The following is a 17665-nucleotide window of genomic DNA, read 5'->3' as shown; positions in this document are numbered from 1 at the left end:
GCATGAACAGCTCTGATCTACGCATCGTTTTCGCCGGTACCCCGGAATTTGCCGCCGCGCACCTGCAGGCGCTGTTGCATGCCGGCTTGAATATCGTCGCGGTGTACAGCCAGCCGGACCGGCCCGCCGGGCGCGGCCACAAGCTGACCCCGAGTGCGGTCAAGCAACTGGCCCTGCAGCATGACCTGCCGGTATACCAGCCGCAGACCCTGCGCGCCACCGAGGCCCAGGCCGAGCTGGCGGCGCTGCAGCCGGACCTGCTGGTGGTGGTCGCCTACGGGCTGATCCTGCCGCAGGCGGTGCTGGACATCCCGCGCCTGGGTTGCATCAACAGCCATGCCTCGCTGCTGCCGCGCTGGCGCGGTGCGGCGCCGATCCAGCGCGCCATCGAAGCCGGCGACAGCGAAACCGGTGTCACCGTGATGCGCATGGAAGCCGGACTGGATACCGGCCCGATGCTGCTCAAGAGCCACACCCCGATCAGCGCCGGGGATACCGGCGGCAGCCTGCATGACCGGCTCGCCGAGCTGGGCCCGCCGGCGGTGCTCGAAGCCATCGACGGGCTGGCCGCCGGCACCCTGCAGGGCGAGGTGCAGGACGACAGCCTGGCCACCTATGCACACAAGCTGGGCAAGACCGATGCGCGGATCGACTGGTCACGCCCGGCAGTACAACTGGCGTACATGATCCGCGCGTTCAATCCCTGGCCGCTGGCCCATGCCCGCTGGCAGGACCAGCCGCTCAAGGTCTGGACCGCCGAGGTCGAAGCCGGCCAGGGCCAGCCCGGCGAAATCCTCGATTGCAGCAAGCAGGGTCTGCTGGTGGCCTGTGGCGAGCAGGCACTGCGCCTGACCCGGCTGCAACTGCCCGGCGGCAAGCCGCTGGCGTTCACCGATCTGTATAACGCCCGCCGCGACCAGTTCATCCCCGGTCAGTCGCTGGCGAACGGCCAATGAGCCCGCGCCTGGCCGCAGCCAATGCGCTGGCCGCCGTCATCGCTGGCAAGGCCTCGCTGGGCAGCAGTCTGCCGCCGCAACTGGCGCATGTCGCCGCGCGGGACCAGGCGCTGACCCGCGAGCTGGCCCTGGGTACCGCACGGTGGTTTCCACGCCTGCAGGGACTGGCCGACCATCTGCTGCAAAAGCCCCTCAAGGCGGCCGACCGCGACCTGCAGGCGCTGTTGCTGGTTGGCATCTACCAACTGCTGTACACCCGCGTTCCCGCGCATGCGGCGATTGGCGAGACGGTCGCTGTCGCGGTCAGCATGAAGAAGGCCTGGGCCAAGGGCATGCTCAACGCGGTGCTGCGTCGGGTGCAGCGCGAAGGCGCCGAGCTGCTGGCCGAGCTGGAACATGACCCGGTGATCCGGGTGGCGCATCCGCGCTGGCTGCAGAAGAGCCTGAAGCAGGCCTGGCCGGCGCACTGGGAAACGCTGTGCGCCGCGAACAACCTGCATCCGCCGATGACCCTGCGGGTCAACCGCCGCCAGGGCAACCGTGACGCCTATCTGGCGCGGTTGCAGGCGGCCGGGATGGAAGCTCTGGCCTGCCCGTTCAGCGCCGACGGCGTGACCCTGGCCCAGCCCTGCGATGTACAGCAATTGCCCGGCTTCGCCGACGGCGCTGCCAGCGTACAGGACGAAGCGGCACAGCTGGCGGCGCCGTTGCTCGAGCTCCAACCCGGCCAGCGGGTACTGGATGCCTGCTGCGCCCCCGGCGGCAAGACCTGCCACATTCTCGAACTGCAGCCCGAGCTGCGTGAACTGGTGGCCCTGGACCTGGAGCCGGCGCGTCTGGAACGGGTGCGCGATAACCTGCAGCGCCTGGGGCTGGGCGCCACGCTCAAGGCCGCCGATGGCCGCGACCTGGAAGCCTGGTGGGATGGCCAGCCGTTCCAGCGCATCCTGCTGGATGCGCCCTGCTCGGCCACCGGGGTGATTCGCCGGCACCCGGACATCAAGCTCACCCGCCAGCCGGAGGATATCGCCGCGCTGGCCACGCTGCAGGGCGAGTTGCTTGACCGGTTGTGGCAGACACTGGCGGTCGGCGGCATCCTGGTGTACGCCACCTGCTCGGTATTGCCGCAGGAAAACAGCCAGGTGATCGAGGCCTTCCTCGACCGCCAGTCCGGTGCCCGCCAGTTGCCCATTGGCGGCGGCTTCGGCCTGGAGCAGCCCTGCGGTCGGCAACTGCTGCCCCAGCCGGGCGGGCATGACGGTTTCTATCTGGCCAAGCTGCTGAAACTGGATAACGGCACGCTGATGCGAGACAACAGGACCAGTCCATGAAGATCATCATTCTCGGCGCGGGGCAGGTCGGTGGCAGCCTGGCTGCCGAGCTGGCCAGCGAGGCCAACGACATCACCGTGGTGGATACCGATGCGGTACGCCTGCGCGCCCTGGGTGACCGTCTGGACATTCGCACGGTACAGGGGCGCGGCTCACACCCGACCATCCTGCGCCAGGCTGGCGCCGATGACGCAGACATGCTGATCGCGGTGACCAGCAGCGACGAGACCAACATGGTTGCCTGCCAGGTGGCCTATACCCTGTTCCGTACCCCGACCAAGATCGCCCGCATCCGCGAGTCGGCCTATCTGATCCGCAGTGAGCTGTTCAGCAACGAGGCCATTCCGGTGGATGTGCTGATCAGCCCGGAACAGGCGGTGACCACCTATATCAAGCGGCTGATCCAGCATCCCGGCGCGCTGCAGGTACTGGACTTCGCTGGCGGCAAGGTGCAGCTGGTGGCAGTACGCGCCTATTACGGTGGCCCGCTGGTCGGCCAGGAGCTGCGCTACCTGCGCCAGCACATGCCGAGCGTGGACACCCGGGTGGCGGCAATCTTCCGCCGCGACCGGCCGATCACACCCCAGGGTGACACCATCATCGAAGCGGATGACGAGGTGTTCTTCATCGCCGCCTCGCAGGATATACGCACGGTGATGAGTGAGCTGCGCCGGGTGGAAAAGCGCAACAAGACCATCATGATCGCCGGCGGTGGCAATATCGGCGAGCGCCTGGCCGAAGCCATCGAGACCCGCTACCGGGTGAAGATCATCGAGAACAACCGCGCCCGCGCCGACTACCTGTCGCAGAATCTGGACCAAGCCATCGTGCTGTACGGCAGCGCCTCGGACCGTGAGCTGCTGGTCGATGAGAATATCGAGGAGGTCGATATCTTCATCGCCGTGACCAACGATGACGAGGCCAACATCATGTCGTCGATGCTGGCCAAACGGCTTGGAGCGCGTCGGGTAATGGCGCTGATCAACAACCCGGCCTATGTCGATCTGGTGCAGGGCGGGCAGATCGATATCGCCATCTCGCCGTCGCAAGCCACCATAGGCACGCTGCTGGCCCACGTGCGCCGGGGCGACATCGTCAATGTGTATTCCCTGCGCCGGGGCGCCGCCGAGGCCATCGAGGTGATCGCCCACGGCGATGCGCGTTCCTCCAAGGTGGTCGGCAAGGCGATCAGCGATATCAAGCTGCCGCCGGGTACCACCATCGGCGCCGTGGTACGCAATGAGCAAGTGCTGATCGCTCATGACAGTACCGTGATCGAGTCCGATGACCATGTGATCCTGTTCGTCATCGACAAGAAGCACATCCGCGATGTCGAGCGGTTATTCCAGGTCGGGCTGACCTTCCTCTAACCCTTTCTCGGCCAGGTAGCGCAGCGCATGCAGTATTCCCAGATCCAGCGCATCATCGGCATCCTGCTGATGCTGTTCTCCACCAGCATGCTGCTGCCGGCGGCGGTGGGCCTGTACTACGGCGAGCATGCGCGCGAGGCCTTCCTGATCGGCTTCGCCATTACCCTGAGCGTCGGCTGCCTGGTCTGGCTACCGGTACGCAAGCGACGCAACGAGCTGCGCACCCGCGATGGCTACCTGATCACGGTACTGTTCTGGCTGGTACTGGGGCTGTTCGGTGCGGTGCCGCTGTACCTGCTGGACATGCCCGACCTGACGGTGGCCGATGCGGTGTTCGAGTCCTTCTCCGGGCTGACCACCACCGGTGCCACGGTGATCACCGGGCTGGATACACTGCCGCGCTCGCTGCTGTTCTATCGCCAGCAGCTGCAGTGGTTCGGCGGCATGGGCATCATCGTGCTGGCGGTGGCCATCTTGCCCTTGCTGGGGGTCGGCGGCATGCAACTGTACCGCGCGGAAATGCCCGGCCCGCTGAAGGACAACAAGCTGACCCCGCGCATCGCCGAAACCGCCAAGGTGCTGTGGTTCATCTACAGTGGCCTGACCCTGGCCTGCGCCAGTGCCTACTGGCTGGCCGGCATGTCGCTGTTCGATGCCGTCGGCCACAGCTTCTCCACCGTGGCCATCGGCGGCTTCTCCACCCACGATGCCAGCATCGGTTACTACAACAGTCCGGCCATCGAGATGATCTGCCTGGTGTTCATGGTGCTGTCGGGGATCAACTTCGCCCTGCATTTCACCGTCTGGCGGTTCCGCTCGATCCAGAGCTACTGGCAGGATCCGGAATGCCGTACCTACCTGATGATTCTGCTCGGCCTGTTCATCATCAGCGCCAGCCTGCTGATCTTCTACCAGTATTACGATGTAGCGTCGTCGATCCGCTTCGCCGCCTTCCAGACCGTTTCCATCGCCACCACCACCGGCTTCACCGTGACCGATTTCGCCGCCTGGCCCTCGGTGCTGCCGTTCATGCTGCTGTATGCCAGTTTCGCCGGCGCCTGCGCCGGCTCCACCGGCGGCGGCATGAAGGTGATTCGCGTACTGCTGGTGTTCAAGCAGGGGGTACGCGAGATCAAGCGCCTGCTGCACACCAATGGGGTGTTCCCGGTCAAGCTGGGCAACCGCCCGGTGGGCGACCGGGTGGTGGAGGCGGTATGGGGCTTCTGCTCGGTATACGTGTTCACCTTCGCCGTGCTGTTTCTGCTGCTGCTCGGCACCGAACTGGACTTCGTCACCGCCTTCTCGGCGCTGACCGCCTGCATGAACAACCTCGGCCCGGGGCTGGGCGATGTGGCCGCGCACTATGGCGAGTTGAGTGCTACGGTGAAATGGATTCTCAGCTTCGCCATGCTGCTCGGCCGGCTGGAAGTGTTCACCCTGCTGGTGCTACTGACGCCGATGTTCTGGCGACGCTAAGCAGCGCCTGGCCGCCGTATCAGAGCAACGACAGGGTGTAATTGAGGATCACCCGGTTTTCGTCGAACTCGCTGGTACTGAAGTCGCTGCGGATGCTGGAATTGCGCCAGCGCAGCGACAGGTTGCGAAACATGCCGCTCTGCACGGTATACGCCAGTTCCGATTCACGCACCCACTCATTGCCATCGCTGATGGTCGCGGTATCCACCTGGTCACCGCTGATGTAGCGGCTCATGAAGCTCAGGCCAGGCACCCCGGTCGCAACGAAGTCATAGTCATAGCGCAGCTGCCAGGAACGTTCACCGGCATGGTCGAAACTGGCGTTATAGCTGTCATTGGCCAGGGTGCCACCACTGGTGCCGTTGACCCGCATCCAGTCGCTGTCACCGCTGACCTTCTGCAATCCCAGATACAGGGTATGGCCGCTGCGACTGGCCGACAGCAACGCCGACCAGGTGCGGTTGTCCAGCTTGCCGGCCTTCTCGCTACCGTCCTCGCTGCCGCGGAAATACCCCAGGTTGGCCGTCAGCAGCCACTCACCGAGCGGCTGGCTGTGGCGCAGCTGCAGGTATTGCTGGCGGTAGATATCCTTGAGCTGAGCATGCCATAGGCCGACCAGACTGCGCTCGGCATTGAAGCGGTACTCGCCGCCGGCGAAATTGAAACGGTCCGAGGTGGCACCGCCGTACATCAGGTCTTCCATGCTGCCATCGTTGCGCGGGCTGTTGCCCCGAAACTGTCCGGCGTACAGCGTCAGGTCATCGATCTGTTCGGAGGTCAGCTGGGCGCCCTGGAAGCTCTGGGGTAACGAGCGGCCATCGTCGGAGCGCAGGATCGGCAGCACCGGTACCCACTCGCCGGCCTTGAGTTCGGTGCGCGAGAGCCGCGCCTTGCCGGCCACGCCCAGGCGGCCGAAGTCATCCGCTGGATGCCCACCATCATGCACTGGCAGCAGACTGGTGTTGGTGGTGCCGCGACCGCCGTCGAGCTTCCGTGAATACAGTCCCAGCACGTCCACTCCCAAGCCCAGCGTGCCACGGGTATAACCGGAGCGGGCATCGAGGATGAAGCTCTGGGTCCATTCCTCGGCCTTGCTCTGTGGATGGGCCGAATTGGCGAAGTCCCGGTGCAGGTAGAAGTTGCGCAGGTGGAGGCTGGCCTGCGCATCCTCGATGAAGCCATCGGCCTGGACACACAGCGGCAGGCCGAACAGGCTGGCACTGAACAGTACCGGCAGCGCCAGCGGGCGCGCAGGGGTGGCGGATCTGGTCATTGGATCGTTCCTGTGGGGTGAGTCGACGCAGCACCGATCCCAGAAGCCTAGTCGAGAAAAGCCAGCCCGGCCCCCTCGCCTGGAATGACCCGCTGGACCACCATACGCAGCACCGGGGCTTCGAATGGCATGTCCTGCACCTGGCCACTGACCTCCGTGCCTGGCGGCAGGTCGGCCAGTTGCGGATTCTCGACGAACACGCCGCCATCGGACAGGTCACGGGTCTGGCCATACACGTCACCCAGATCCGCATGACGGATACGGATTCGGCACTTCATCATCGTCCTTGGATACTGGCGCTTGTTGCTCATGGGCTGCGCTCCTTTTCAGTACTGGTTCAGTACCACTTCTTCTCGCCAGCGGGGCGTTTCTTGAAACGCTTCATGCTCCACATGTACTGGCTGGGCCAACGCCGTACGTAGCTCTCGATGGTCGCGCTCATTGCCGCCACCGCCTCGGTCTCATCGGTACTGTACAGCGCCTGCGGCGCGCGCTCGACGATGACCTTGAAGCCGCTGTGATCGGGCAGACGCACACAGTGCAGGAACACCCCGTTGGCCGCACCGCCCTTGAGCAGGCCGGGCACGAACTTGCTGGTCAGCGCCTGCACCCCGCAAAAAGGCACGAACACACCACTCTTGAGCGCCGGCTCCGGGTCCGCCGGGATGCCCACGGCACCGCCTCGGCGCACCTCGCGCATCACACTGATGATGCCCTCGCGGGTGGAAGCGGCGACCTTGTTACCGAGCTGGGTGCGCTGTTTTTGCAACAGTTCATCCACCGCCTTCTGCTTGGGTGGTCGATAGAAGATGATAGGCGAGCATTTCAGGCAATACCAATGGTTGAGCACTTCCCAGTTGCCCAGGTGGCTGGTGATGCCGACCAGCCCCTTGCCCTCGGCCAGCGCCTCATCGAGCAGATGTTCACCCTCGACTTCCTTGATCAGGCCCACGGTTTTCTGCGGGCTCCACATCCAGGCACAGGCGCTTTCGGCGAAACTGCGGCCGATATTGACCAGGGTCTCGCCGAGCAGTTGCTCCCGCTCGGCAGCGGACAGCTCGGGAAAACAATGGTCGAAGTTGATGCGCACCACCTCGCGCGAGCGGTTCGGCAGCTTCCACATCAGCCAGCCCACAGCCGCGCCCAGGCGCTGCGCGATGCCGAACGGCAACAATGCAAACAACCTGAGAAACCCCACCACAATCGCGCCCTTGAGCCTTTCCACTCACCACTCTCCAACCTGAAAAACGGCCATTGTAGCCTGCGCACGGGCATCAGCCCACCGACGGCTGACAACTCCATAGCTCCACCACCGGACGCTGCGGGCTCGGCGGTCCCAGCCAGTCGGCCAGCGGCCGGCAGCCAGCGTCGCTGCATAGCTGATAATCACCCGCCGCCGCGGCACTGCTGCGCCCCAGCCGCAGCGGCTGCAATGGCGGCAGTTGCGGTCGGTAGTGCCAACTGCCATCGCGCAGCACGGCCTCATCGGGAATCTCCATGCCAGCGCCGCTGCCGCGTACCCGCGCCTCGCGCAGCAGCAAGCCGGTGGGGCTGAGCTGATAGTCCTCCTCCCAGCGGATCTTCTCGACGCTGTGCTGCCAGGCCAGGGTGAACTCGGCCAGCGGCAGCTGCGCCCAGATCACCCCGGCCAGACCGAGGCACAATGCGTTCATGCCGGGCTCAGTACGCGCCGTGCCCGCCACCAGTGCTGCGCGAGAAAGAGCACACCCAGGACGAAGCCCAGCTCATCGGTGACCGGCATGGCCAGGATCATCAGCGCGCCGGCGATAAAACCGAGCGGCGCTTCCCACCAGCGCAGGCGTTGCATCAGGTAACCGGTGAAGACGATGCCCCACAGGCCGATGGCGAAGGCCGCCTTGATCAGCATGTACAGCACCGCCAGCCAATCCCCACCCTGCATCATCAGCGCTGGACTGTAGACCGCCATGAAAGGCACAACGAAGCCGGCTATCGCAATGCGCACTGCCCAGAGGCTGATCTTCAGCCCGCTTTCCCGGGCGATCGGCGCCGCTGCAAAGCAGGCCAGGGCCACCGGCGGGGTGAGATCGGCCATGATGCCGAAATAGAATACGAACATGTGCGAGACGATCAGCGGCACGCCCAAATCCAGCAGCGCCGGCGCGGCGATGGAGCTGGTGATGATGTAGTTGGGAATGGTCGGAATACCCATGCCCAGTACCAGACAGGTGAGCATGGTCAGCAGCAGCGACAGGAACAGGCTGTCCTGACCGATGGCCAGGATGTAGCCGGCAAAGGTCGAGGCCACCCCGGTCAGCGAGACGATGCCGATGATCACCCCCACCAGCGCGCAGGCGATACCCACCGGCACCGCGTGGCGTGCGCCTTCTACCAGCGCATGCAGGCAGATACGCAGCGTATCGCGCCCACCCTTGACGAACCAGCAGGCCGCCACCAGCACACCGATGACGCCGAAGATCACCCCTATGCCGAGCTGGAAGAAGCCGGCACAGAGAATCCCCAGCGCAACCCAGAACACCACCCGTAGCACAGTGGATGGCAGCCGCAGGATCAGCGCCGAGCCGAGAATGACGATGGCGGTCAATGCCAGGCCCACGGTACCGGCGAACATGGGTGTACGTCCGGAGAACAGCAGCCAGACCAGTATGGCCAGCGGGATCAGCAGGAACCAGCGCTGCCTGACCGCATCCCAGGCGTTGGGGCATTCGTCCTTCGGCAGCCCGTCGAGCTTCGAGCGCTTGGCCTCCAGATGCACCATCCAGAATACCGAACCAAAATACAACAGCGCCGGTAGCAGCGCCGCCTTGGCCACCTCGACATAGGGCACGTTGATGGTTTCGGCCATGATGAAGGCCACCGCCCCCATCACCGGTGGCATGATCTGGCTGCCCATGCTCGCCGTGGCCTCGACGCCGCCGGCAAAGGCCGGTTTGTAGCCGAAGCGTTTCATCAGCGGAATGGTGAACTGGCCGGTGGTTACCACGTTGGCCACCCCGGAGCCGGTGATGGTGCCCATCAATGCCGACGAGACCACCGATACCTTGGCCGGGCCACCGGCCCGGTGGCCGAACAGGCCCATGGCGAAATCGGTGAACAGCCGGATCATGCCAGCCTGCTCCAGGAACGAACCGAATAGGATGAACAGGAAGATATAGGTGGCCGAGACGTAGGTCGGTGTGCCGTACAAACCCTCGGTGCCGAACGACAGTTGATTGACCAGCTGATCCAGCCCGTACCCCCGGTGCGCCAGCTCACCGGGCAGATGATTGCCGAACATTCCATAGGCCAGAAACAACCCGCAGATGATCGGTAGAGCAATGCCCATCACTCGCCGCGCCGCCTCGAACACCAGCACGATCAGCACCAGACCGACCACCATGTCCATGCTGGTCAGATCGCCGGAGCGCTGGATCAGATCCGCCTCGAAATACCACTGGTAGAAGAAGGTCGCCATGCCCGCCAGCGCCAGTACCCAGGCCAGCGGTTGCCAGGGCCGTGCGGAACCACGCAGGGGATAACTCAGGTAGACCAGCATCAACAGAAAGCCCACGTGCCCGGCCCGCATCACCTGGGTGGACACGGGATGAAAGGCAGCGGTGATGATCTGGTAACAGGAAAACAGCAGCGCCACATAGAACAGCGCTCTGGGCCATTCGGCGGGGCTCGCATGGAGCCCCTGATATTCACTCATGGGCTACTCCCCTGTCGCCGGTTATTGCAGAACGCCTGCTTCCTTGTAAAACCGCTCGGCGCCCGGATGCAGGGGGATCGGCAGATTCTGCGCCGCACTCTCCAGCTTGATCGCCTTGGCCGCAGCATGGGCATTGCCCAGCGCAGCCAGGTTATCGAAGATCAGCTTGGTCATCTGGTAGGCGACCTCCTCATCGACATTTTCATGGCTGACCAGGATATTGTTAATGCCGACAGTGGCCACATCCTCGTCCTGACCGTCATAGGTGCCGGCCGGAATTACCCCAGGCTGGTAGGCCGGGTTATCGATTTTCTGCACCACGTCCTCGGGAATCGCCACGAAGGTTACCGGCATGGTGCTGGCCAGATCGCGAATCGCCGCCATGCCCAGACCGGAGGACTGCAGGGTGGCGTCGAGCTGCCGGTTCTTGATCAGTTCGACGGATTCGGCATAGGGCAGAAACTCGACCCGACGCATGTCCTTGTAGCTCAGCCCGGCGGCGGCGAAGATCGCCCGGGCGTTGAGTTCGGTGCCGGATTTGGGCGCGCCGACGGAGATGCGCTTGCCCTTGAGATCCTCCAGGGTCTTGATGCCGGATTCCGCGCTGGCCACCACCTGAATGTAGTTGTTGTAGGTACCGGCAATAGCCCGCAACCGCGTGAGTGGCGCCTTGAAGCCAGCATCTTCCACACCATCCCAGGCATCGGCGACCGAATCGCCGAGGGCAAAGGCGAGCTCACCGCGACCGGCCTGCAACAGATTGAGGTTTTCCACCGAGGCCTTGGTCGCCTGCACCGCGGGCCGGGCACCGTCGATCTGGCCATACAGCTGCGAGATGGCGACACCGATCGGGTAGTACACCCCACTGGTGCCGCCAGTGAGCACGTTGATGTAGGTCGGCGCAGCAAATACAGCGGTGGTGGCGGTCAGCGCCGCGGCGGCGGCCAGCAGGCCCAGTCGTTTGGTCAGTTGCATGGATATTCTCCATCGTTATTGTTGTTTGACGGCAGCAGTTCCGCCGGCCAGTTCGGCGTAGCGGAAACAAGCCAGAGTATGGTCCATAACCATGCCGGTCGCCTGCATGAATGCATAACAGATCGTCGGCCCGACAAAACTGAAGCCGACCTTGCGCAGCGCCTTGCTCATGGCCTGGGCCTCGGGCGTGATGGCCGGCACCTCAGCATGACTGGCGAAGCGATTGATCAATGGCCGGCCTTCGACGAACTGCCAGAGCCAGGCGGCCGGGTCGGTCTGCTCGGTCAGCGCCAGCCAGGCCCGGGCATTCTGCCGCGCCGCGTGCACCTTCAGCCGATTGCGAATGATGCCGGGATCCTGCATCAGCGCCTGCAGATCGGCATCGGTCTGCGCCGCCATGAACCCGGCATCGAAGCCGTGATAGACCTGCCGATAGCGCTCACGCTTCTTCAGGATAGTGATCCACGACAACCCCGCCTGAAAGCCATCGAGCAACAGCTTCTCGAACAGTCGCCCGGCATCGTACTCCGGTACGCCCCATTCATGATCGTGGTAGGACTGATAGATCGGGTCGCTGGAACACCACTGGCAGCGCGGCAGCGAAGGGATGACAGACGTATCGAGTGACATGCTTTACCTCGGTCCTCGGGGTACGGGTTTGCCTGATGTTATACCTTCAGATAGCTCGAATACCAAACCAAAGAGGGGGCCAGCAATCATGATCTGGCGCCCCTCTCCGCTGTGCGGGAGAGGGGCGCAGGACAGGGAATGGCGGGATCAGTATCTGCGGTTGCGCAGCATGGCCCGGGTGTTGTCATCCAGCGGCAGCGCATAGTCGTGCACCGCCAGCACCACGTTGGTGCCCGGTTGAACCACCTTGAGATTGACGAACACGAAGTCCTTGCTGTCACCGTAGGTGCCAACGATCACCGCCTGAGCGGAATGCTGGCTGGCCAGTTCCTGGACCTCGCGGGTCAACATCATCTCACCCTGGTTCTGCAGCACGTATACGCTGTTGGCGAATTTCATCTCCACCATGTGGTAATCAGCCTGGGTGAAACGCGCCGACACCTGCTCGGACACCAGGCGACCAAGCGTTGAAGAACGCTCCAGCGCATCGATATTCACCAGGGTGGCGATCAGCATGTTGCTGCCGCCGAGCTTGCCGTTCAACTGCCCCAGCAATGCCTCGGCGGCCTGGTGGTTGGCGGGAATGAAGGGATTGTTGCGGGCGTCGGCGTAGCTGGGGCCCTTCTGTGTCGGGGCGCAGCCAGCCAGCAGGCTCAGGGATAGCAACAGTGATACCAGGATTCCGGGCTTCATCACTTACCCCCCTGACCGGCAGGATCTTCAGCCCGCTGGCGCACAAAGCGAATCGGCGGTACTGGTGACCATGCTGGACAATCTTCAGGAAGATGATCGCCAGTTCATCGTTGGCACGATCAAACGCTTCTGTCGCCTGAGCAGCCGCAAGCGCCGCTTATAAATAGGCGATTTGCTTTCATGGCGAAGCCATGGAGTAAGATGGGGCTTCCTGTTCAGCCTGGAAGAGATAATGCCCAGAAACGTCGTCAATGTTTCCGTCACCCCCCGGGGCAGTCTGGAGATCCTGTCCCAGCGTGAAGTCCAGAAGTTGAGTGAAGTCGGCTCGGGGAGCACCTATCAGCTGTTCCGCCAGTGCGCGCTGGCAATCCTCAATACCGGTGCGCGGGTCGACAACGCCAAGACCATCCTCGAGGCCTATGCCGATTTCGAGGTGCATATCCACCAGCTCGATCGCGGGGTCAGCCTGGAGCTGCGCAATGCACCGGCCGATGCCTTCGTCGATGGACACATGATTTCCAGTACCCGGGAGATGTTGTTCAGCGCCCTGCGCGACATCGTCTATACCGAAAGCGAGCTGCGCAACAAGCGCGCGGATCTGGCCAGTTCCAATGGCATCACCGATTACGTCTTCCATCTGCTGCGCAATGCCCGGGCGCTGACTCCCGGTGTCGAGCCGAAGATGGTGGTGTGCTGGGGTGGCCACTCGATCGATTCCGAGGAATACAAGTACAGCAAGAAGGTCGGCCATGAGCTGGGCCTGCGCAACCTGAACATCTGTACCGGCTGCGGGCCGGGGGTGATGAAGGGGCCGATGAAGGGCGCGACCATCGCCCACGCCAAGCAGCGGGTACTCGATGGCCGGTATCTGGGGCTGACCGAGCCGGGGATCATCGCCGCCGAGGCGCCGAACCCGATCGTCAATGAACTGGTCATCCTGCCGGATATCGAAAAACGGCTGGAAGCATTCATTCGCGTGGGGCATGGCATCATCATCTTCCCCGGCGGGGTGGGTACCGCCGAGGAGTTTCTCTATCTGCTGGGTATCCTGCTGCATCCGGACAATGCCGAACTGCCGTTCCCGCTGATCCTGGCCGGCCCCGAGAGCGCGACCGCCTACCTGCAACAGCTGCACGAGTTCGTCGGTGCCACCCTCGGTCCACAGGCCCAGGCGCGCTATGAGATCATCATCGAGAACCCGGCACTGGTGGCACGCAAGATGAAGCAGGGGCTGGCCGAGGTGGAACACTTCCGCCGCGAGCGCAACGACGCCTTCCACTTCAACTGGCTGCTGCAGATCGAGGAAGGCTTCCAGCATCCCTTCGATCCGACCCATGAAAACATGGCCGCGCTGCAATTGCGGCGCACTACCCCGCCGCATGAGCTGGCCGCCAACCTGCGCCGCGCGTTTTCCGGGATCGTGGCTGGCAACGTCAAGGACCACGGCATCCGGCGGATCGAGCAGTACGGTCCCTATGAAATCCATGGCGATCCGGAAATCATGCAACCTTTGGGCGCGCTGCTGCAGTCCTTCGTTGACCAGCAGCGCATGAAGCTGCCCAACGGCACCGCCTACCAGCCGTGCTACCGGGTCATCAGTTGAACTCTGCGCTCCGCCCCTGGGGCGGAGCGACCCTCTCCAGCGCACGCACCGGCGACAAATAGCCGGCCATGCTGTATGCCGTCCCGCCGGGATTGTATACTTCGCCCTTTCTTCACAGTTGACCGGTGAAAAACGTGACTCAGACAAATCCTGCTGCCCAGACCTTCCAGGGCCTGATCCTTGCGCTGCAAAGCTACTGGGCGGAACAGGGCTGCGTACTGCTACAGCCCTATGACATGGAGGTGGGCGCCGGAACCTTTCATACCGCGACCTTCCTGCGCTCGATTGGCCCGGAAATCTGGAACGCGGCCTATGTCCAGCCCAGCCGTCGCCCGGCCGATGGTCGCTATGGCGAGAACCCCAACCGCCTGCAGCACTACTACCAGTTCCAGGTGGTGCTCAAGCCGAACCCGGACAATATCCAGGAGCTGTACCTGGATTCGCTGCGGCACATAGGTATCGATCCGCTGGTGCACGATATCCGCTTCGTCGAGGACAACTGGGAATCGCCCACCCTGGGCGCCTGGGGTCTGGGTTGGGAGGTCTGGCTCAACGGCATGGAGGTCACCCAGTTCACCTATTTCCAGCAGGTCGGCGGCGTCGAGTGCTATCCGGTCACTGGTGAGATCACCTACGGCCTGGAGCGCCTGGCCATGTACCTGCAGGGCGTGGACTCGGTCTACGACCTGGTCTATTCCGATGGCCCGTTCGGCAAGGTCACCTACGGCGACGTGTTCCACCAGAACGAGGTGGAGCAGTCGACCTACAACTTCGAGCACGCCAACGTCGACAAGCTGTTCGAGCTGTTCAGCTTCTACGAGAGCGAAGCCAACCGGCTGACCGAGGCCGAGCTGCCGCTACCGGCCTACGAGATGGTGATGAAGGCCTCGCACACCTTCAACCTGCTGGATGCACGGCGGGCCATCTCGGTGACCGAGCGCCAGCGCTATATCCTGCGCGTGCGCGCCCTGGCCCGCTCGATCGCCCACAGCTATCTGCATGCCCGCGCCAAGCTCGGCTTCCCCATGGCCAGCCCCGAATTGCGTGACGAAGTACTGGCCAAACTGAAGGAGGCCGAATGATGCAGGCACAGGATTTTCTGGTTGAACTGGGCACCGAAGAGTTGCCACCCAAGGCATTGAAACAGCTCGCCGAAGCCTTTCTCGCGGGCGTCGAAAAGGGCCTGGCCGATGCCGGCCTGGGCTATCGGTCGGCCCGCTATTACGCCGCCCCCCGACGCCTGGCGGTACTGGTCGAGCAACTGGCCACCGAGCAACCCGATCGCACCAGCCAGATGGATGGTCCGCCGCTGCAGGCGGCCTTCACCGCCGATGGCCAACCGACCCCGGCGGCACTGGGCTTTGCCCGGAAGTGCGGCGTCGAGCTGAGCGAGCTGGATCAGAGCGGCCCGCGCCTGCGGCATGTGCAAACCATCCCTGGCCAACCTGCCAGCGCACTGCTGCCGGGCATCGTCGACAGCGCCCTGGCGGCACTGCCGATTCCCAAGCGCATGCGCTGGGGCGCCGGCAAGACCGAGTTCGTGCGTCCGACCCAGTGGCTGGTGATGCTGCAGGGCGAGCAACTGATCCCCTGCCGGATTCTCTCGCAGCAGGCCGGCCACCATTCCTACGGGCACCGCTTCCACCATCCGCAGCAGGTGGAAATCGGCACCCCGGCCAGCTACGCCGATGACCTGCGCAAGGCGCATGTGATCGCCGACTTCGCCGAACGCCGCGAGCTGATCCGCCAGCGCGTCGCCGAACTGGCTGCCGAGCAGCAGGGCACCGCGATTGTTCCCGATGACCTGCTGGACGAGGTGACCGCGCTGGTCGAGTGGCCGGTGCCGCTGGTGTGCAGCTTCGAGGAACGCTTCCTCGACGTGCCGCAGGAGGCGCTGATCTCCACCATGCAGGACAACCAGAAGTATTTCTGCCTGCTGGATGCCAACGGCAAGCTGCTGCCACGCTTCATCACCGTGGCCAACATCGAGAGCAACGACCCGGCGCAGATCATTGCCGGTAACGAGAAGGTGGTACGCCCACGCCTAACCGATGCCGAGTTTTTCTTCCAGCAGGACCAGAAGCACCCGCTGGAACGCAACAACCAGCGCCTGGCCAATGTGGTATTCCAGGCTGAACTGGGCAGCGTGTATGACAAGGCCCTGCGGGTGTCCAGCCTGGCGGCCTTCATCGCCGAGTGCATCGGTGGTGAACCGGCCAATGCCGCCCGCGCCGGTCTGCTGAGCAAGTGCGACCTGGCCAGTGAGATGGTCGGTGAATTCCCGGAATTACAGGGTATCGCCGGTTATTACTATGCGAAGCACGACGGCGAAGCCGAGGACGTGGCGCTGGCGCTGAACGAGCAGTACATGCCACGCGGTGCTGGCGCCGAGCTGCCGGGCACCCTGACCGGCGCCGCAGTGGCGCTGGCCGACAAGCTCGACACCCTGGCGGGCATCTTCGGTATCGGCATGCTGCCCACCGGCAGCAAGGACCCCTACGCCCTGCGCCGCGCCGCCCTCGGCGTGCTGCGCATTCTGATCGAGAAGCGCCTGGAACTGGATCTGCACACCGCGCTGCAGACCGCGGTCAACCAGTATGGTACGACCGTGAAGAGCGAAGGTCTGGTCGACCAGGTGCAGGACTTCATCTTCGACCGCCTGCGCGCGCGCTACGAGGACGAGGGCATCGATGTGGCCGTGTACCAGTCGGTGCGCGCCGTGCATCCCGACTCACCGCTGGACTTCGACCAGCGTGTGCAGGCGGTACAGGCGTTCCGCCGGCTGCCCGAAGCCGACACACTGGCGGCTGCCAACAAGCGGGTATCGAACATCCTGGCTAAGGCCGATGTGGCGGTGCCCGCCGACATCGATCCGGCCTTGCTCGGCGAAGCGGCGGAACAGGCGCTGGCCAAGGCCGTACAGGCGGCTGAGAGCGCCGTAACGCCCTTGGCAGCAGATCGTCAGTACCGGGCCACCCTGGAGCATCTGGCAGCCCTGCGCGAGCCGGTAGACGCCTTCTTCGACCAGGTGCTGGTGAATGCGGAGGATCCGCAGGTCAAGGCCAACCGCTATGCGCTGCTGGCCCGCCTGCGCGGCCTGTTCCTCGGTGTCGCCGATATTTCGCTGCTCGGATGAAGCTGATCATTCTCGACCGCGACGGGGTCATCAATGAGGACTCCGACGCCTTCGTCAAATCAGTGGATGAGTGGATCCCGCTGCCGGGTTCGATCGAGGCTATCGCCCGCCTGAGCCAGGCTGGCTGGACAGTGGCTGTCGCCACCAACCAGTCCGGCCTGGCCCGCGGCTACTTCACCGAACAGACGCTGGAGGCCATGCACCAGCGTCTGCGCGAGCTGGTAGCGGAGCAGGGTGGCCGGGTGGATCTGATCCGCCATTGTCCGCATGGCCCGGACGATGGCTGCGATTGCCGCAAGCCGCTGTCCGGTCTGTTCCGGCAGATCGCCACGCATTACCGCATATCCCTCGATGGCGTGCCGACCGTCGGTGACAGCCTGCGCGATCTGCAGGCTGGCGTCGCAGTCGGCTGCCAACCCTATCTGGTGCGTACCGGCAAGGGCCAGGTGACGGAATCCAAGCCGCTGCCCGCCGGTACTCGTGTGTTCGATGACCTGGCCGCCGTGGCCAGTCACCTGCTGGAAATCTGAC

16 protein-coding genes are annotated in these 17665 nt (G+C 64.0%); 8 read left to right on the top strand and 8 right to left on the bottom strand.

The features are described from left to right. Window positions 1–2 precede the first annotated feature (2 nt). The 4 genes from fmt to CQ007_RS05850 are packed head-to-tail and all read left to right on the top strand — an operon-like array spanning window position 3 to window position 5133. Window positions 3–956: a methionyl-tRNA formyltransferase gene (gene fmt, locus CQ007_RS05865; RefSeq protein ID WP_105644095.1), complete on the top strand. Its 954-nt coding sequence runs from the start codon at window positions 3–5 to the stop codon at window positions 954–956. Further along, window positions 953–2287 (top strand): 16S rRNA (cytosine(967)-C(5))-methyltransferase RsmB, encoded by a 1335-nt coding sequence (gene rsmB / locus CQ007_RS05860; RefSeq protein WP_105644093.1) that lies wholly within the window; start codon window positions 953–955, stop codon window positions 2285–2287. Before fmt ends, rsmB begins: the two co-directional genes overlap by 4 nt. After that, window positions 2284–3657 carry a Trk system potassium transporter TrkA gene (gene trkA / locus CQ007_RS05855; RefSeq protein WP_105644091.1) on the top strand — a complete coding sequence of 458 codons (1374 nt, stop codon included), beginning with the start codon at window positions 2284–2286 and terminating at the stop codon, window positions 3655–3657. Before rsmB ends, trkA begins: the two co-directional genes overlap by 4 nt. Window positions 3658–3684: 27 nt before the next feature. Then, the gene (locus tag CQ007_RS05850; protein ID WP_105644089.1) at window positions 3685–5133 is read left to right on the top strand and encodes a TrkH family potassium uptake protein; all 1449 of its coding nucleotides are present in this window, start codon (window positions 3685–3687) and stop codon (window positions 5131–5133) included. Window positions 5134–5152: 19 nt separating this feature from the next. Here CQ007_RS05850 and CQ007_RS05845 read toward each other — a convergent pair whose 3' ends face one another. The 8 genes from CQ007_RS05845 to CQ007_RS05810 form a co-directional block, all read right to left on the bottom strand. Then, on the bottom strand, window positions 5153–6406 hold the full coding sequence (locus CQ007_RS05845; RefSeq protein ID WP_105644087.1) for an OprD family porin: 1254 nt from the start codon (window positions 6404–6406) through the stop codon (window positions 5153–5155). A 47-nt stretch (window positions 6407–6453) separates the two neighbouring features. Further along, on the bottom strand, window positions 6454–6717 hold the full coding sequence (locus CQ007_RS05840; RefSeq protein WP_105644085.1) for a PilZ domain-containing protein: 264 nt from the start codon (window positions 6715–6717) through the stop codon (window positions 6454–6456). 26 nt (window positions 6718–6743) lie between these two features. Continuing rightward, window positions 6744–7631 (bottom strand): lysophospholipid acyltransferase, encoded by an 888-nt coding sequence (locus CQ007_RS05835; RefSeq protein WP_105644083.1) that lies wholly within the window; start codon window positions 7629–7631, stop codon window positions 6744–6746. A 49-nt stretch (window positions 7632–7680) separates the two neighbouring features. Next, entirely contained in the window at window positions 7681–8079 is a 399-nt protein-coding gene (locus CQ007_RS05830; protein WP_105644081.1) for a DUF1850 domain-containing protein, read from the bottom strand. Beyond that, the gene (locus CQ007_RS05825; RefSeq protein ID WP_105644079.1) at window positions 8076–10097 is read right to left on the bottom strand and encodes a TRAP transporter permease; all 2022 of its coding nucleotides are present in this window, start codon (window positions 10095–10097) and stop codon (window positions 8076–8078) included. Before CQ007_RS05825 ends, CQ007_RS05830 begins: the two co-directional genes overlap by 4 nt. Window positions 10098–10118: 21 nt before the next feature. Continuing rightward, window positions 10119–11072, bottom strand: a complete 954-nt coding sequence (locus CQ007_RS05820) for a TAXI family TRAP transporter solute-binding subunit (protein WP_105644077.1) — start codon at window positions 11070–11072, stop codon at window positions 10119–10121. A 15-nt stretch (window positions 11073–11087) separates the two neighbouring features. Continuing rightward, on the bottom strand, window positions 11088–11672 hold the full coding sequence (locus CQ007_RS05815) for a DNA-3-methyladenine glycosylase I (protein WP_105644499.1): 585 nt from the start codon (window positions 11670–11672) through the stop codon (window positions 11088–11090). A 177-nt stretch (window positions 11673–11849) separates the two neighbouring features. Beyond that, window positions 11850–12395: a FlgO family outer membrane protein gene (locus CQ007_RS05810; protein ID WP_177424286.1), complete on the bottom strand. Its 546-nt coding sequence runs from the start codon at window positions 12393–12395 to the stop codon at window positions 11850–11852. A 232-nt stretch (window positions 12396–12627) separates the two neighbouring features. On the opposite strand from CQ007_RS05810, the gene ppnN reads away from it, so the two are divergent. The 4 genes from ppnN to gmhB all read left to right on the top strand — a co-directional run bounded on the left by ppnN (window position 12628) and on the right by gmhB (window position 17664). Beyond that, a complete protein-coding gene (gene ppnN, locus CQ007_RS05805) occupies window positions 12628–13998 on the top strand; it encodes a nucleotide 5'-monophosphate nucleosidase PpnN (protein WP_105644073.1) in 1371 nt (456 codons plus the stop codon). A 134-nt stretch (window positions 13999–14132) separates the two neighbouring features. After that, complete coding sequence (gene glyQ, locus CQ007_RS05800) at window positions 14133–15080, top strand: glycine--tRNA ligase subunit alpha (RefSeq protein WP_105644071.1); 948 nt, start codon at window positions 14133–14135, stop codon at window positions 15078–15080. Next, entirely contained in the window at window positions 15080–17134 is a 2055-nt protein-coding gene (gene glyS, locus CQ007_RS05795) for a glycine--tRNA ligase subunit beta (RefSeq protein WP_105644497.1), read from the top strand. Before glyQ ends, glyS begins: the two co-directional genes overlap by 1 nt. Beyond that, a complete protein-coding gene (gmhB, locus tag CQ007_RS05790; protein ID WP_105644069.1) occupies window positions 17131–17664 on the top strand; it encodes a D-glycero-beta-D-manno-heptose 1,7-bisphosphate 7-phosphatase in 534 nt (177 codons plus the stop codon). Before glyS ends, gmhB begins: the two co-directional genes overlap by 4 nt. Window position 17665 lies beyond the last annotated feature (1 nt).

It is taken from the genome of Pseudomonas sp. MYb185 (assembly GCF_002979975.1).
GTDB lineage: Bacteria > Pseudomonadota > Gammaproteobacteria > Pseudomonadales > Pseudomonadaceae > Halopseudomonas.
Note: the sequence above shows the minus strand (reverse complement) of the source record. Positions and strands in the feature narration are given on the sequence as shown.

Bases quoted from the DNA above. Each gene is read 5' to 3' on its own strand.
- CQ007_RS05820 (WP_105644077.1), bottom strand. From the start codon at position 11,072: ATGCAACTGACCAAACGACTGGGCCTGCTGGCCGCCGCCGCGGCGCTG.
- CQ007_RS05830 (WP_105644081.1), bottom strand. From the start codon at position 8,079: ATGAACGCATTGTGCCTCGGTCTGGCCGGGGTGATCTGGGCGCAGCTG.
- CQ007_RS05810 (WP_177424286.1), bottom strand. From the start codon at position 12,395: ATGAAGCCCGGAATCCTGGTATCACTGTTGCTATCCCTGAGCCTGCTG.
- trkA (WP_105644091.1), top strand. From the start codon at position 2,284: ATGAAGATCATCATTCTCGGCGCGGGGCAGGTCGGTGGCAGCCTGGCT.
- CQ007_RS05840 (WP_105644085.1), bottom strand. From the start codon at position 6,717: ATGAGCAACAAGCGCCAGTATCCAAGGACGATGATGAAGTGCCGAATC.
- glyS (WP_105644497.1), top strand. From the start codon at position 15,080: ATGCAGGCACAGGATTTTCTGGTTGAACTGGGCACCGAAGAGTTGCCA.
- CQ007_RS05845 (WP_105644087.1), bottom strand. From the start codon at position 6,406: ATGACCAGATCCGCCACCCCTGCGCGCCCGCTGGCGCTGCCGGTACTG.
- fmt (WP_105644095.1), top strand. From the start codon at position 3: ATGAACAGCTCTGATCTACGCATCGTTTTCGCCGGTACCCCGGAATTT.
- ppnN (WP_105644073.1), top strand. From the start codon at position 12,628: ATGCCCAGAAACGTCGTCAATGTTTCCGTCACCCCCCGGGGCAGTCTG.
- CQ007_RS05825 (WP_105644079.1), bottom strand. From the start codon at position 10,097: ATGAGTGAATATCAGGGGCTCCATGCGAGCCCCGCCGAATGGCCCAGA.
- gmhB (WP_105644069.1), top strand. From the start codon at position 17,131: ATGAAGCTGATCATTCTCGACCGCGACGGGGTCATCAATGAGGACTCC.
- rsmB (WP_105644093.1), top strand. From the start codon at position 953: ATGAGCCCGCGCCTGGCCGCAGCCAATGCGCTGGCCGCCGTCATCGCT.
- CQ007_RS05850 (WP_105644089.1), top strand. From the start codon at position 3,685: ATGCAGTATTCCCAGATCCAGCGCATCATCGGCATCCTGCTGATGCTG.